The following is a 15099-nucleotide window of genomic DNA, read 5'->3' as shown; positions in this document are numbered from 1 at the left end:
GTCAATTCACCCCTGTGAAGACCGGACGGGCAGCCACCGAAATCACCCCAGCAACCTCAGTGTGTCTCTCCCGTCACGCCTGCTCGCTCCACTGGCTGGCCGTTGGCGCGCTGAGGGCCTCGAACCAGGCGAAGTGATAGTTGGCCGAAAGCTCGTCACCGGTCGCGATCGCCTCGGTGGCGGCCAAAAGTAAGCAGTTGCTCAGCATGGCCGCATCGACGTCCGGATACTGGGCCAGCAACTGGTAGCGGGCGGTGTCGGAGTGCACCCGCAGGACGTCGATCTCTGCGTCGACCACGCCGGTGCCCGCGGCCCCGGCCTTCGCCAGGGTGTGCACGATGCGTGGCAAACCGTCCCGCCAGTGCGTCGCCTCGCCGAGCTTCCAGCCGAGGTCGTCGACGGCGGGTAGTTGACGAGCCGTGGGCGAGGACACCGTGGCATCGTAGGCAGTTCCGCCGAACGGGTCGCCGGGGTGGTATACCGCCGTTCGCACCACGTCACCGAGGAGTTCACCGACCCGTCCGCCGCGCCTTCCCGGTACAGGCAGTTCGACGCCGGCGGGCAGCTTCACGCCGGGCGGAATCCAGCCGTGGGCGAGGTCGGTGACCAGCACCGTCGCTCCGTCAGGCCGGTCGCCCACGGCCCAGCGCAGACCGGGCTCCTGGCGGGCCACATACTCGAGTAGTCGGGCGAGACGTTCATCGTCGGGTTCCGGTTCGACGGCAGCGGCCCGCTCTATCGAGGTGACCGGCTGCATCGCCTCCGGCTGCACAGGTTCGGGCGCCACCGCGTCGTCGCTGAACTCGATGAACTGGGTCGCGTCGAAAAGCGCCGGCGGCGACGGGGACTTGGGCGCGGCGGTCAGGCTCGCGTACTCCGTGCCGATAGTCAGTGACTCGTTGCGCAATTGGCGGACAGTGGATTCCACCCGCAACACCGCAAAAGCCCGGGCCACATTGATGATGCGGGCTTCCTCGGCTCGGGTGGCCTCCTCACCGAGGCTGGCGTGCCGCAGACCGCGGATGCGTTCGTTGGCCGAGTTCGCGATGCTCTGCAGGTCGTTCTTGAGGTATTCGGCGATCATCGCGGTCTGCAGTGTGACGGCCTCCAGTTCGGCGGGCCACAACCCGCCGATCACCCACGGTGTGCAGTCGGTGGGGGTGTCGAACGTCGGCGCGGAGAGCGCTCGGCGGGTCGCCCTGCGCAGGCGCTGACGCGCCGAGTTCCGACCGAATCTCGCCACGCGGCAAGCGTACCGTCAATTGTTCGGCAGTCAGTTCGGACGAGATGGGCTTGCCCTCGAACGTATTTGGCTCGGCCCGGGCGCGGGCCGAGGCCCGAAGGGCGTCGGTGACCGCGACCCAGCGCCAGTCCTCCCGTTCGACCGGCCGATTCAGGTCGAGCCGCCCGCGCACCGCGCGGGTGGTCGACAGCAGTTCGTCCACCGTTGAGATGCCCATCGGCCGTGTCTACCTCGGTCAGCGGAATCGCTTGAGATAGGCCTGCTCGTTCCAGGTCGACAGGAATGACGCGGCCGACTCGTAACCACGGGCGTACAGCGCGTCGATCTCGGTGCGAGAGATGCCGAAGTCGAGCACACCGACCTCCGTGGCGTCCACCCGGATGGTCCTGGCACTGACCCACGGCAGGCCGAGGTAGGCCTGGTCGCGGCCGACGAGGACCGTGGTGATGACATCCTCCAGCAGGCTCGGACCGCCGAACAACTGCAACGGTGCGAGCGCGGGGATCACCGTGTCGTTGTGCTCGGGCAGGTTGGGCAGAAGCGTCACCCCGAAAGTGGGCCACCGCGGCTTCTTGCCGTCCAGGCGGTCCAGCGAGTCGATCGGATAGTTGGACAGCAGGCCGCCGTCGACCAGCGTCGATTTGCGGCCCGCCGCACTGGTCAGGGTGACCGGGCGGAAGACGAACGGGATCGACATCGACGCCCGCACTGCGTCGGCCACCAGTTGCTCGTCGGGATCCAGGTCGTACACCCGGCGGTAGTCCCACGGCAGCCGCACCAGCTGGCCGGTGGTCACGTCGGCGGTCGTCACCACCAGCCGGTAGCGGCGCTCCTCGGGCAACTCGTCGTCGTCGAGCTTCAGGTCGCCGAAGGTGCGCACGCCGAGTTGCTCCAGCTGGTCGGCAACGAAGGTGCGCACGTAATCGCCTCGGTAGATACCGCTGCCCTGCAGGATGGCCCACGACGGGCCGAGCAGCGGGATGCGCTCGACGGGTCCGCGGTCGGTGAACTTGCGGTAGTCGATGCTCAGCGCGAGGTCGCGGACCTCCTGCGGCGTCATCTGGTCGTTCCTGGCCGCGGCTGCCACCAGTGCGCCCACGATCGAGCCTGCCGAGGATCCGGCCACCCGGTACGCGCGATACCCGGCCTCCATGAGCTTGACGACGGCGCCGACCAGGCCGATGCCCTTGACCCCGCCGCCGGCGAGGACTAGATCGACCGGTCGTGTGGTGACGTTGGGCATCGGGTTCCCCTCTGTACGGCAATCGCTTTCGCTGTGTCCCCGGTCCTACCGACAGGGTAGGGAAGGCGGCGATCAATTGCTGCCAAATCGCGTTCAACTGCTGCCATCGGAACTAAACCGCTCACCGCGCGGCGTTGTCACGGTCAGGCCGGCAGGAAGACACTCACCGGCCGAACGGGAAGAAGGAAAGAAAGTGAAGAAGTTCGGAATCGCCACCGCCATCGCCAGCGGACTGACCGCAGCCGTCCTGAGCATTGCCGCGCCGGCACAGGCCGATCTGGGCCACAACACCTGGGTCCATCAGATCGGGCCGACCGCGACCGCGCCTCAGGTCGACACGAGTGTGCACGGGAGCCGTTGATCGGCCGCACCGACACGGCGAGGGGCACCCGATCGGGTGCCCCTCTTTCGTTCGTGCAGTGGTGATCAGCCGCGGTGCCACTGGTGTGGTGCTGGGTGCGGCTGCCCAATCGGGGGACAGATGAGCTCAGGCCAGGATGGCGTCGATCGCGCGGTAGATCCGCTGCTCGCTGACTGGGCGCGGCGTGCCCAGCTGCTGTGCCCAGAGGCTGACCCTCAGCTCCTCGATCATCCTCGCGATGTCGCGGACATCGTCCCCGGCCGCCCGGGCCGGTGAAAGTGCTTGCCGCAGTTCGTCGTATGCACCCTGAACCGAGTGCACCCGGTCCATCCGCTCGCGGTCGGCACCCAGAGCGTGCGGCAGCCGTTCGAGCCGGCGTCCTACCGCTGTCAGGTAACGGGTGAGATCCGACAGGTGGGCCGCACCGGTAGCCGTGACGAACCGTTTGGGCAGCAGCCTATGCAGCTGACCGCGGATGTCGGCGATCGCGTCGGCCTGCGCGGCGGAGGGCTGAGCCGGCAGCGCCACCTGTACCTCCTGCAGCGCACTGAGCACCTTGCCGACTCGGACCATGATGTCGCGGGTGGTCGCGACCAGCCCGGCGGCCACCCGCTCGCGCAGAGCATCGAACTCGGCTTTCGTCCACGCCGGCTTCTGCGCCAGCACGTCCACCGCGGCATCGGTGCAGTCGTCCACCAAGGCGGTCAGCGGCCCGTCCGGGTTGGCGCCGAGCATCAGCCGGGTGCGCGGGTCCATGCCCTTCTCCAATGACTTGACCGGCGAGGGCACCGAGAGCCTCAGCAGCCGGCGGGTGCCCGCGGCCATCGCCGGATCGCGCTCGGCCTCGGTGGCGAACACCGTGATGTCCACGGCGGTTCCTGCGTCGACCAACGCCGGGTAGCCCCGCACGACGTGCCCACCCACAGTGCGCTGCATAGTGCGCGGCAACTCGGTGAGGTCCTCGGGCCATCCGCGCAACCCGGTGCGTTCGACCTCGCCGCCGACGGTCGCCGCAACGGCACGCCGGGCCGAGCCGGCAAGCCGGTTCTGCAGGGCTTCGATGTCCTTACCCCTGGCCACCTCGGTTCCGTCGGGCGCCTCGACGGCGAAGGTGACCCGCAGATGGGCGGGCAGCTTATCCAGGTCGAAAGCGGTGATCGGCACCAGAATGCCGGTGCGACGGTGCAATTCACGCTGCAGCACCTCCAACAGCGGCTCGTGTCCGGGTTCGATCGACGCGAGGACCGCACGAGCGGTGTCTGGCGCGGGAACGAAGTTGCGCCGCAAGTCTTTTGGTAGTGAGCGGATCAAGGCGGTCAGGAGTTCCTCGCGCAGCGCGGGCACCTGCCAGCCGAACTGGTCACCGCCGAGTCGGGCCAGCACTTCGACGGGAATGTGTACCGTCACTCCGTCGTCGGCCGCGCCCGGCTCGAACCGGTAGGTCAGCGGCAGTGACAGGTCCTCGGCCTGCCAGGTGTCCGGCCGCTGCGCATCGGCATCGTCGGTTCTCAGCAGGTCGTCTCGGGTGAAGGTCAGCAGATCAGGTGACTTGTGGCGCTGCTTCTTCCACCACCCGTCGAAGTGGCGGGCCGAGACCACATGCGCTGGAACCCGGGCATCGTAGAGCGCATAGATCTCGTCGTCGGTGACCAGCAGGTCGCGGCGCCGGGCCCGTTCCTCGAGTTCGGCCAATTCCGCACGCAGCGCGGCATTGTCGCGGAAGAAGTGGTGGTGGGTCTCCCAGTCGCCGTCGACCAGGGCATGGCGGATGAACAGCTCCCGGGACAGCGCGGGATCGACCTGCCCGTAGCCCACGCGCCGGCGCGCAACGAGCGGCAGTCCGTAGAGCGTCACCCGCTCGTACGCCATCACCGCGCCGCGCTTGGCGTCCCAGTGCGGCTCACTGTAGCTGCGCTGCACCAGGTTTCCTGCGACGTGTTCGACCACTTCCGGTTCGATGCGCGCGGCGATCCGGCCAAAGAGCCGACTGGTCTCCACCAGGTCGGCGACGACGATCCACGGCGGTGGCCGTTTGGTGAGCACCGAGCCGGGCGCGAGCACGAACTTGGAGTTGCGCGCACCGGTGTAGTCGCGCGAATCCCCCTCGCGCAGACCGATGTGTGACAGCAGACCGGCCACCAGCGCCGCGTGCACGCGGGCCGGGTCAGCCGGTTCGGGGTCGCCGGATTCGCGGATTCCGATGTCGCGGGCGATGCTGCGCAGCTGGCCGGTCAGGTCCTGCCACTCGCGGATCCTCAGGTAGTGCAGGAACTCCTCGCGGCACATCCGGCGAAAGGCACTGCCGGAACGCGCCTTTCGCTGCTCACCCAGATAGCGCCACAGATTGAGGTAGGAAACGAAATCGGAGTGCTCGTCGGCGAATCGGGCGTGCTTCTGCCGAGCCGCCTCCTCACGGTCGGCCGGGCGTTCGCGCGGGTCGGGAATCGACAGCGCCGCGGCGAGCACCAGCACCTCACGGACGCAACCTTCGAGGTCGGCCTGCAGGATCATCCGACCCAACCGCGGGTCGACGGGCAGCTGCGCCAGGCGGCCGCCGACGTCGGTGATCGCACCGGCGGAGTCGAACGCGCCGAGCTCCTGGAGCAATTGAACACCGTCGCGGATGCTGCGCTGCTCCGGCGGGTCCAGGAAAGGGAAGTTCTCGATGTCGCCCAGTTGCAGCGCCGCCATCTGCAGGATCACCGCGGCGAGGTTGGTACGCAGGATCTCCGGATCGGTGTAGCGCGGGCGCGCCTCGAAGTCCGCCTCGGAGTACAACCGGATGCAGACGCCGGGCGCGGTGCGTCCCGAGCGGCCAGCCCGCTGCGCGGCGGATGCCTGCGAGATGGGTTCGATCGGAAGCCGCTGCACCTTGGTGCGGCGGCTGTAGCGGGAGATACGTGCAGCGCCGGGGTCGACGACATAGCGGATGCCCGGCACGGTCAGCGACGTCTCGGCGACGTTGGTGGCCAGCACCACCCGGCGCCCGGTGTGCGGTTGGAACACCCGCTGCTGCTCAGCGGTCGGGAGCCGCGCATACAAGGGCAGAACTTCAGTGTTCTTCAAGTGCCGCAACGCTTCTGCGGTGTCACGGATCTCCCGCTCCCCGGACAGGAACACCAGCACGTCGCCCGGCGGTTCGGCTTCCAGCTCCGCTACGGCGTCGACGATCGCCTCGGTCTGGTCGCGCATCTCGGTGCGCACGATCTCGTGGTCGGGGTCGTCGGGATCGTCGGCGTCATCAGAGGACACCGCGACTTCCAGAGGGCGGTAACGTATTTCGACCGGATAGGTTCGCCCAGAGACCTCGACGATGGGCGCTCCGCCGAAGTGCGCGGCGAACCGCTCGGGTTCGATGGTGGCCGAGGTGACGATCACCTTGAGGTCTGGGCGGCGCGGCAGCAGCTCGCGCAGGTAACCGAGCAGGAAGTCGATGTTGAGACTGCGTTCGTGTGCTTCGTCGAGAATCAGCGTGTCGTAACGGAGCAGCCGTCGGTCACGCTGGATCTCGGCCAACAGGATTCCGTCGGTCATCAACTTGACCAGGGTACGGTCGCCGGCCTGGTCGGTGAACCGCACCGTGTATCCCACGGCCTCGCCCAGCGGGGTGGCGAGCTCGTCGGCGATCCGCTGGGCGACGGTGCGCGCAGCCAGCCGACGCGGCTGGGTGTGGCCGATGGTCCCGCGAATGCCGCGGCCGAGTTCCAGGCAGATCTTGGGCAACTGAGTGGTCTTGCCTGAGCCCGTCGCCCCGGCGACCACCACCACCTGGTTCCCGGCGATGGCGCTCGCCAGTTCGTCACGGTGCTGGCTGACCGGCAGATCCGGATAGGTGATCGCCGGTACGGCCGCCACGCGGGCAGCGACCAACCCCTCACCCGCGGTGATCTGCTCGGCGATCTCGCGCAGCGCATCCGGGTTGGATGCGCGCAGCGACTTGAGCCGGCGGCCCAGCCGGGCGGCGTCCCGGATGGTCAGCCCGTCCAGGCGAGCGCGCAGCTCGCGCACCTGGCGCGCTTCGTCGCTGGACGGTGGGGACACTCGCGCCAGGATATGCGTAGGCTCGGTCGCAATGACCATAGCCATCGTCGTGGGCCTGCTGGTGGTGGGCATCGGCATCGTGCTCAGCCAGCTGTTCCGGCTCAAGGACTGGCTGAACCGCCAGCCGCCGCCCCCACCCGCCGAGCACCCGGACGACCCCGAGCGTTAACCGAACTTCCCGCCGCGGTTGTCAAGGCGGTTCAGGACCGAGTTCGGCGCGGTTGTCGCCGGTAGGCGGCGATTAGCGCGCCGAAATCGCTTGGGGCCTCAGCGGGGCGTGAGAACAAGTCGACGAACCGCAAGTCCCCTAGTGTGATGCGTTGTCGGCAGAAGATTCGGGCGGAGGAGTTCGCTGTGGTGCGCATACCAACGGTCTGGGCGGTGGTGATGGTCGGAATCCTCGCGACGGGATGCGGCGGCACAACGGCGCCCGCCCCGTCCTCGACCACCCAAGCGGAGTCGCCGACCTCGAAGACCCCTCGCCCCGCCACCAAGGTCGACGACGCGGGGGGCCGGATGGTCGTCACCTACGAGGACGCGACCACCCCCGAGGCGAAGAAGGGGCGGAACCTGATGGAGCGAACGCACTTTCTCGACGAGATCACCCAGGCTGTCACCGACTCCTTCCGCCTGCCCTTCGACGTTCCGGTGGTCGCCTCTGAGTGCGGCGAGGCCAACGACTACTGGGACGGCGAGGAGAAGAAGCTGGTGATGTGCTACGAGGACGTCGATGAAAGCATTCGCGTCTTCACCGAGTCCGGGGACCCCGATCCCGAGGACACCGCACGGCGCATCGGTATCGCGTCGTTCTACCACGAGCTCGGCCACATGGCGATCGACATTTACGACCTGCCGGTGACCGGACGCGAAGAGGATGTGGCCGACCAGCTTTCGGCCTACGAGCTACTTGCGCCCGACGACAAGGGCGACGTCGATGCGGACTACGTGCGGGCCGCCCGCGACATCGCCAGGGAGTACACCGTGCTCAGCGACGCGGGCGGTGAACTGGAGAAAGAGGCGTTCGCCGACGTGCACACCCTCGACCAGGCTCGTGCCTACAACTTCACGTGCTGGATTTACGGGTCGGACCCGGAGACCAACGCCGACATCGTCAAGAACGGGCTGCTGCCCGAGGACCGCGCCGACGGCTGCGAGGGCGAGTGGGACCAGCTGACCCGAGGCTGGAGCACCCTGCTGGAACCACACCTGCGTTAACTCAGGTGTGCGCCCTGACACTCAAACCGGAATGGTGAGCTGGTTGCGGATCAGCGGTGCGATCTTCTCGGCCAGGTAGGCGTGGCCGGCATCGTTGGGGTGCACGCCGTCGCTGCCGATGAGGTCAGGTCGCCCGACGAACCAGCCCTCGGCGAGCGGATCGACGAAGACCGCGCCGACCGCCCGGGCCTGGTTGCGCAGGCTGTCGCGGATCGCCAGCACGTCGGCGGGCGGGTCGGCCGTGGGCCACGGCGGGCCGATCACCAGGAACCTGGCCGACGGCGCCACGCGCCGGGCGATCTGGAAGGTCTCACCGACCATGACCGGGAACTTCCGCTGGTCGACGGGCTGGTCGTTGCGGGATCCGAAGAACACCACCAGCACGTCGTCGCGCTTGACGGCCTTGACCGTCAGGTCTTCGAAGACGCTGCCGCGGTTGCCGCGCACGCTGTAACCCGCGCCACCTTCTGCCACGACGTCGGCGTCGACCTTCAGGCCTTCGGAGGCCAGCAGCTGCCATGCCTGGGCGGTCCATGAATGCGGCCCCCGGCCACCCTCGTCGGTGCCGGTGGTGTACGAGTCGCCGACCACCGCGACACGGTTCTCCACCGTGCCGCGGTGGACCAGTTCGTATGGGTCCGGTGTGCGGGCGTACCCGATGATGGCCGCGATCACGACTGCGGCCGAGACGACCGCCGCGCCTGTCCGCGCAAGTGCGTCGCTCAGCGTCAATGACACCTCACTGATTCGTGCCCGACGCTGCAGCCTAACGCCGGCCGGTGACGGTTGCGTGTCGACGCGCCGTCGGGAAGTCGTATGAGGTCGGAAGCCTTTGGCGCGCAGCACCGCTGGGGTCGGGTGGGATGCGTCACCCGGCGCGCGCGGAGTGCGGCGGGCGGTTCTCCCGGGCGCCGTCGATGGAGGCCAGCTTGCCTGCGGCGGGATCGGCCGGCAGCTCGGCGCGGATGGTCTTGACGTCACGGAAGTCCACCATCCGGCGCATCCAGCGGCGGGCCGGTTCCTCCACGGTGCGGAACAACAGCATCGCTGCGCCCAGGGCCGCTGCGATCAAGCCGACCACCACGAATTTCTGCGCGGCCTTGGAGATGTCGAGGTGGTATTCGGCCACCGCCCAGTTCCACGAGGTGTGGACCAGTTCGTGAACCATGTAGAGGCTGAAGGAAATCTGGCCGCCGTAAACCATCAGCCGGGTCGACAGCAGCGCCGGCAGACTCCCCACTCCGATCGCCAGCATCACCACCAGCGGCATGAACAGCACGTCCACCACGCCACCGGGGTCGATCATGCCGTTCACCGGGTGCGCCTCGTAGAAGTAGAGAATCGCCACGATCACCGCGATGATCAGGATCGCGCAGTAGCCGGCGATGCGCCGGCTACGATCGCTCAGGCGCAGCCGCCGGACCGCAGCACACGCCAGCGCGCCGGCCAGGAACTGGGCCCCGATGCGCGGCAGCCAGCTCCACGGGGTGTAGAAGTGCCCGCTGGCCAGCAGCAGGACGGTCGGCGGCAGCGAGGCGACGAACGCCAGCATCAACAGGGTGCGCGCCCGGGTCACCGTGGCCATCCGGAAGATCACCAGGATCATCAGGCCGAACAGCAGATAGGCCAGCCACTCGGCGCTGATCGACCAGGCCGGCCCGTCCCAGCTGGTGCCGTCGAAGAACGGTGCGAACCACAGCTGGACCATGAACAGCTGGCGGACATAGCTGATGGCGGTCAGCTTCTCGACGTCCGGGGACGGTGTGGTGCCGACGTGCAGTGTGAAGATGATCCACAGCGCGGCGATGTGCATGGTGACCAGATAGATCGGCCAGACCCGAGAGAGCCGCAGCCACAGGAAGTGCAGCGTGGGCCGCAACGCGAAGGACGGCCCCATCCGCTCGAGATAGTTCCACGTGAGCACGAAGCCGCTGAGGACGAAGAAGAGGTCGACGCCCTGGGCGCCGGCGTTGAACAGCGGCGCCAGGTCGTCTTTCAGGCGCGGTGAGGCTTCCCAGATGAGCGGCCGGAAGTGGAACAGCACGACCCACATCGCGGCGACGATGCGAAGACCGGTCAGCGCCTTGATCTCTCCGGTTCGCACGACACCCATTTCCGACACTTGCTAAATTCTCGACGCCGACACCGGCTCGACTGCCGGGCACCCGCTCCCCGCGATAACCTCACCGGCGACCCTGGCAGCCTATCAGCGCGGCGGTCCTGACCTCGGCTTCGCCATGCTGTGCGGTCGTTGAAAATGTGGCGCTTCCGGGTTTTCTCTGGGTCCGATGTGGGCGTGATGGGCGCCGGCGGCAGGGCTCACCCATCGTGCCGGTCGTCGCGATGGACGAACGCGAGCCGGGTAACGTCGTACCCGGGGACGCTGTCGGCACTGGAGCCGGATCACCTCGGGCGCAGCGTTTTTCACCGCCAACAGATTGGAGTTGCCCGGTGGAGGTCATCATCGCCGAGGACGCCGCGCAGATCGGCGGAATCGCAGCCGACGCCATCGAGGCCCTGCTCACCCGCAAGCCGGCGGCGGTGCTGGGGCTGGCGACCGGTTCCTCGCCGCTGGTGATCTACGACGAGCTCGCCGCCCGGTGCGCGGCAGGCCGGATCTCGTTCGGCCGGGCCCGTGGGTTCACCCTCGACGAGTACGTCGGCCTGCCCGCCGACCATCCGGAGCGCTACCGCAACGTCATCGACACGGTGTTCGTATCGCGGGTGGACTTCGCCCCCGGGGCGGTCGCCGGCCCCGACGGTCTGGCCGCCGACATCCCGGCCGCATGTGCGGCCTACGAGGCGGCGATCGCCGAGGCCGGCGGCGTCGACCTGCAGATCCTCGGGATCGGGACCGACGGCCACATCGGCTTCAACGAGCCCGGTTCCTCCCTGGTCTCCCGGACCCGGATCAAGACGCTGACCCGCCAGACGAGGGTCGACAATGCCCGCTTCTTCGACGGCGACGTCCACCGGGTGCCCACCCACTGCCTGACGCAGGGCCTCGGCACGATCATGGACGCCCGGCACGTGATCCTGGTTGCCACCGGACGCACCAAGGCCGAGGCGGTGCACCAGCTGGTCGAGGGACCGGTCAGCGCGATGTGGCCCGGGACGATCCTTCAGCACCATCCGCATGTGACGGTGCTCCTCGACGGCAGCGCGGCCCGCCGACTGCGGCTGGCCGACTACTACCGGGGGGCCTACCGGTCCAAGCCCGATTGGCAGGGCATCTGAGTGCTGCTGACCGCTGAGACGGTCCTGATCGGCCGGGAACTGTTGCGGCCGGGCTGGATCGAGGTCGTCGGCGAAAGCGTGGCGGCAACGGACTCGGGTGTTCCGCCGCGGCCACCCGACCGCGATCTGGGCGCGGTGACGGTGGTTCCCGACTTCGTCGACGCCCACGTGCACGGGGGTGGCGGTGCGGAGTCCTCGGCCGCCGATCCCGCCTCGAGCGCCTTGGACTTCCATCACCGGAACTGGTCGCCGGCGCGCGCGCCGACCTGGTGGTGCTCGATACGGAATTCACCGCGGTGGGCGTTCTGCAGGCGGGTTCCTGGGCCTGACCAGGCACTCGAACGTGTGTTCGGATTTCTGTCGGACCCCTGGTGCATGGTGTCGGTACCCCGACAGAGAGGACCAACCCATGTGCTGGATGTGCGACCACCCCGGCAGCACCGTTGCCGACTTCCTCGACGTGATTCGCGCCAAGATCGCCAAGCGGGGTTGGGCCGTGCAGTACGTCGAAGACCCGAGGATGCCGTTCGCCTACACCGCCGGTATGACCGGGTTGCTGTTGCCGGAACTGTTGATGACGAACGTATCCCCCGCTCGGGCGGCTCGGGTGCTGAACGGTGTGGCCGGGCTGCTCGTGGACGGGCTGGAGTTGTGGCCGGGGCGCCAAGTCAGCCTTCCCGGTGGCCCGCTGGTCGAGGTCGTGGAGGTCGACCAGCCCGATGTGCATCTGCCTGCAGCGGTGGCGCTCCACGGGCCCATCCGCGCATTCCAGCTGGTCTGGGCCGACGGTCGCGGTCGCTGGCCGTGGGCGGCGGACTTCTGCGATCAGGAGAGCCGCCAGCCGGTGCTCGGCATGCGGACGACCGCTAGTCCCGGTGCTCAACGACGTTGAGCACGTCGCCATCACAGAAGCGCATCACCTCGTCGGCGCAGCCTTCGAACATCAGAAAGGTGGTGATCTTCTGCAGTTCCAGCCAATGATTGGTCGTCGACCGCACGTTGGGTCCATGCCGACAAGTCCTTTGCAGAGCGGCGACAAGAACCAACGGCGGCCCTACCCCTTAGGACCGCCGTGGATCGACATCGGAGAGTCAACAAGGCAAATCAACCACAAGAGCCGTTGCTCGTGGCGGTTTGCCCCTCACCGGCGGCCGTGGCTGAACCTCCGCAGGTTGCCGTAGCGGAATTGTTATTGCCGATAGCTATCGCAAGGCTCAGGTCAGTAGGGTAGCCGTTAGTCGCCGTCGCGGTGTTATTGTCGCCTCCACCGGCGATAGCTGAACCGTAATTGGTTGCCGTCGCGGTGTTGTGGTCCCCGTAGTATGCCGTCGCCCCACTGCCGCTTAATGCCGTCGCGGTGTTGTAATTTCCGGCGTAGGCCTCGGCGATGCTAGGACGATCGAGCACGGAACTGCCGTCGCTAGCCGTGGCGGTGTTGTAGCTTCCGTCGTACGCCGTCGCCGTGGCCGTGTTCGTTGCAGCAGCAGTGTTGTAGTCACCGTTATAGGCCGTCGCGATGCTGTTGTTCGTGGCGGTGGCGGTGTTGTTATTCCCGTTGATGGCCCAGACCTTGCTGTGGTCGGTGGCCCTCGCAGTGTTGTTGTCGCCGTAGGCGGCGACCGCCGTGCCGCTGTTCGTGGCCCTCGCAGTGTTGTTGTTGCCGTATATCGCTACGGCAAGGCTGTCGTTGGTCGCGGTCGCCCGATTACCCGAGCAGTTGCAGAAGGAACCGTTTGGATCGCCACCGGCGTACGCCTGGCTGTTGTCTCGGGCGATGGCGACGTTGGCACCTCCTCCGGCGCTCGGTTGGGAGTAAGCGATGGTGTTTGTATTGCTGCTCGTCTTTACATCGCGCCCGTTGATCGATATCGACATGTCGGGACCATGTGAAGAGGGGGCAGCTTGTGATGATGCTGCCCCGCGTGACGGCGCGCTGTCTGTGCCGGTTGACGGCTGAGCCGATGCTAGGCCGGCAAGCGGGACAGATATGGCACCGGCAGCGAACGCGCCGACAAATATTCTAGTGAGCAATTTTCCCCCTCGGAATTTTGCAGGTCCTCTCCGACCCACACATTCCAACGCTGCCCGACCAGTGAAATCACGGATAGGGTCTTTTGGCTCTATTGCCATGAATGTGGATGACCTCATGTGCGGTAAGGGAGTTCGAGGGTGACCGGCCCGCAGACGAGCATGATCATGGCGAGTGCGTGCTCGGCGTTGTGGTAGCCGTAGGCCCTGCGGATGATCAGCCGGACCTTGTTGTTGAGCCCTTCGTGGTGGCCGTTGGCCAGGCCGCGCTCCACTGCGGCTTGGATGCCATCGAAGTGTTTCTTGATGGCTCGGCCGACCTTGACGAACTGCGGGATCCGGCACCGTTGCGCCCATGAGCACCATTTCCCGAGCATGTCGGTGACGGTGTCGGCGTCGAGGTCTCCGGCGAACACCGCCCGCAGCGATTCCTTGAGCTCGTAGGCGCGGACCAGTGCGCCGCCCTCGCGTTTGAGCTGGGCGAGGGTGGCTTTCTGTGTGTCGGTGAGGGATTCGGGGTTCTTCAGCAGCGCCCAGCGGGCTCCCTTGTAGGTTTTGGCGACCTGCTTGTTCGAGAGCTTGCGCGCGGACTGCCATACCTGACGGCGAACGTCGTCGAGGGCGTCGGTGGCTAGTTTGACGACATGGAACGGATCGAAGCAGATCACCGCCTGCGGGGCATGTGCGCGAACGGATTTCGCGAATGCCGGCCCGAGGTCCATCGACACGGCCTCGATCTTCTTCGCACCGCCCTCGGGCAGGGCCGCGGTGAAGAACGCGTCGAGAGTGGCTGCCTTCTTGCCCGGCGCACCCCACACGATTGTGCCGGTGTCGTGGTCGGAGACCAGCGTCAGATACTTGTGGTGCTTGCGCCAGGAGATCTCATCGACGCCGATGTCGACCAGCCCGGCCAGCCGGTCGGGGTCCAGTTTCTCGGCCACTACGCGCGCACATCGCCCCGACGGTGCGCCACGTGACGCGGCAGAACCTCGACACCGTCTTCTTGTCACACTTGCCGGCCAGCCAGACCGCAAGGTCCTCGAAGTCGCGGGTGAACCCCGATCCCGGCCGCGCGAACGGCACTGACTCGGCCAAGACACCGTGCTCGGGGCAGCGCAACCGACGTCGCCGCAGTTTGAGCACACATACCCGCCCACTTAGGTCCAGGTGCCGCCACGCCGAATCCACCATCCGTGTGTCGTAGCGGTGCCGGGTACGGAAGTCGCAATGCGGACAGGACATCACCCGCTGTTGCGGGCGCACCCACACCGTCACCTTGTCGCCGAACTCGACGTCGCGGACCGTGGTCTTCGGCAGGTCGAGGACACGGTTGAGTAAAGTGGTCGCGCGCACGGGCAAGCTCCTTGGTACGAGGTGTAGGAGCTTTCGAACCTATGAGCTACCCGTGCGCCCAGACCGCTCCGCCACGCGAGACATAGCACACCCCACCCGACCCACATTCATGGCAATAGAGCCAAAACAACCCCCCAACCGGTCTCTTCAAGATTGGTCGGGTCGACGTCCTCTATCGGCCCCAACGACTTGTAGAGGCTGCGTTCGTAACGCCGCTTGAGTTCCAGCAGATGTACCGGGTCAAGCTGCTCGCCGAGCGCAACCTTGGTAATATCCCCACTCGACAACTTCGGGAAGAAGTAGTCTCCCGTGAGCGCATTGACGCCATTGAATACAAATAGTTCGGAGACCATACAATGTCGTCCCATTCGAATAGAT

15 protein-coding genes are annotated in these 15099 nt (G+C 67.0%); 5 read left to right on the top strand and 10 right to left on the bottom strand.

The features are described from left to right. Positions 1–73: 73 nt before the first annotated feature. Together K9U37_RS04220 and K9U37_RS04210 are read right to left on the bottom strand one after the other, a co-directional pair. Positions 74–1243 (bottom strand): DUF5631 domain-containing protein, encoded by a 1170-nt coding sequence (locus K9U37_RS04220; RefSeq protein WP_243070648.1) that lies wholly within the window; start codon positions 1241–1243, stop codon positions 74–76. Between the two features lie 235 nt (positions 1244–1478). Further along, positions 1479–2486, bottom strand: a complete 1008-nt coding sequence (locus K9U37_RS04210; protein ID WP_243070647.1) for a patatin-like phospholipase family protein — start codon at positions 2484–2486, stop codon at positions 1479–1481. Positions 2487–2679: 193 nt separating this feature from the next. On the opposite strand from K9U37_RS04210, the gene K9U37_RS04205 reads away from it, so the two are divergent. Then, positions 2680–2847, top strand: a complete 168-nt coding sequence (locus K9U37_RS04205) for a hypothetical protein (protein WP_243070646.1) — start codon at positions 2680–2682, stop codon at positions 2845–2847. A 126-nt stretch (positions 2848–2973) separates the two neighbouring features. Here K9U37_RS04205 and hrpA read toward each other — a convergent pair whose 3' ends face one another. Then, positions 2974–6927 carry an ATP-dependent RNA helicase HrpA gene (hrpA, locus tag K9U37_RS04200; RefSeq protein WP_243070645.1) on the bottom strand — a complete coding sequence of 1318 codons (3954 nt, stop codon included), beginning with the start codon at positions 6925–6927 and terminating at the stop codon, positions 2974–2976. Between hrpA and K9U37_RS04195 the strand changes: the two genes are divergently transcribed. After that, positions 6920–7057, top strand: a complete 138-nt coding sequence (locus K9U37_RS04195) for a hypothetical protein (protein WP_243070644.1) — start codon at positions 6920–6922, stop codon at positions 7055–7057. The two genes, hrpA and K9U37_RS04195, sit on opposite strands and share 8 nt — an antisense overlap. A 218-nt stretch (positions 7058–7275) precedes the next feature. Continuing rightward, positions 7276–8103: a DUF4344 domain-containing metallopeptidase gene (locus K9U37_RS04190; RefSeq protein WP_252394212.1), complete on the top strand. Its 828-nt coding sequence runs from the start codon at positions 7276–7278 to the stop codon at positions 8101–8103. A gap of 21 nt (positions 8104–8124) precedes the next feature. Here K9U37_RS04190 and K9U37_RS04185 read toward each other — a convergent pair whose 3' ends face one another. After that, entirely contained in the window at positions 8125–8835 is a 711-nt protein-coding gene (locus tag K9U37_RS04185) for an Rv0518 family GDSL lipase (protein ID WP_252394211.1), read from the bottom strand. A 136-nt stretch (positions 8836–8971) separates the two neighbouring features. Then, positions 8972–10216, bottom strand: coding sequence for an acyltransferase family protein (locus K9U37_RS04180; RefSeq protein ID WP_243073214.1), 1245 nt, complete (start codon positions 10214–10216; stop codon positions 8972–8974). Between the two features lie 338 nt (positions 10217–10554). Here K9U37_RS04180 and nagB point away from each other — a divergent pair, with 338 nt between their 5' ends. After that, entirely contained in the window at positions 10555–11340 is a 786-nt protein-coding gene (gene nagB, locus K9U37_RS04175; RefSeq protein WP_243070642.1) for a glucosamine-6-phosphate deaminase, read from the top strand. A gap of 409 nt (positions 11341–11749) precedes the next feature. Further along, on the top strand, positions 11750–12232 hold the full coding sequence (locus K9U37_RS04165; RefSeq protein WP_243070641.1) for a DUF4262 domain-containing protein: 483 nt from the start codon (positions 11750–11752) through the stop codon (positions 12230–12232). Here K9U37_RS04165 and K9U37_RS04160 read toward each other — a convergent pair. The 5 genes from K9U37_RS04160 to K9U37_RS04140 all read right to left on the bottom strand — a co-directional run bounded on the left by K9U37_RS04160 (position 12207) and on the right by K9U37_RS04140 (position 15074). Beyond that, positions 12207–12338, bottom strand: coding sequence for a VOC family protein (locus tag K9U37_RS04160; protein ID WP_243070640.1), 132 nt, complete (start codon positions 12336–12338; stop codon positions 12207–12209). The two genes, K9U37_RS04165 and K9U37_RS04160, sit on opposite strands and share 26 nt — an antisense overlap. Positions 12339–12444: 106 nt before the next feature. Then, entirely contained in the window at positions 12445–13215 is a 771-nt protein-coding gene (locus K9U37_RS04155; protein WP_243070639.1) for a hypothetical protein, read from the bottom strand. Between the two features lie 269 nt (positions 13216–13484). Further along, a complete protein-coding gene (locus tag K9U37_RS04150; RefSeq protein ID WP_243070638.1) occupies positions 13485–14309 on the bottom strand; it encodes an ISL3 family transposase in 825 nt (274 codons plus the stop codon). Then, the gene (locus tag K9U37_RS04145; protein WP_243070637.1) at positions 14251–14721 is read right to left on the bottom strand and encodes a helix-turn-helix domain-containing protein; all 471 of its coding nucleotides are present in this window, start codon (positions 14719–14721) and stop codon (positions 14251–14253) included. The genes K9U37_RS04150 and K9U37_RS04145 overlap by 59 nt, the downstream gene beginning before the upstream one ends. A gap of 107 nt (positions 14722–14828) precedes the next feature. After that, positions 14829–15074, bottom strand: coding sequence for a hypothetical protein (locus K9U37_RS04140; protein ID WP_243070636.1), 246 nt, complete (start codon positions 15072–15074; stop codon positions 14829–14831). Between the last annotated feature and the right edge of the window lie 25 nt (positions 15075–15099).

Origin of the sequence: Candidatus Mycolicibacterium alkanivorans (assembly GCF_022760805.1) — a bacterium.
Classification (GTDB): domain Bacteria; phylum Actinomycetota; class Actinomycetes; order Mycobacteriales; family Mycobacteriaceae; genus Mycobacterium; species Mycobacterium alkanivorans.
This window is presented reverse-complemented; position numbering and strand designations above follow the sequence as displayed.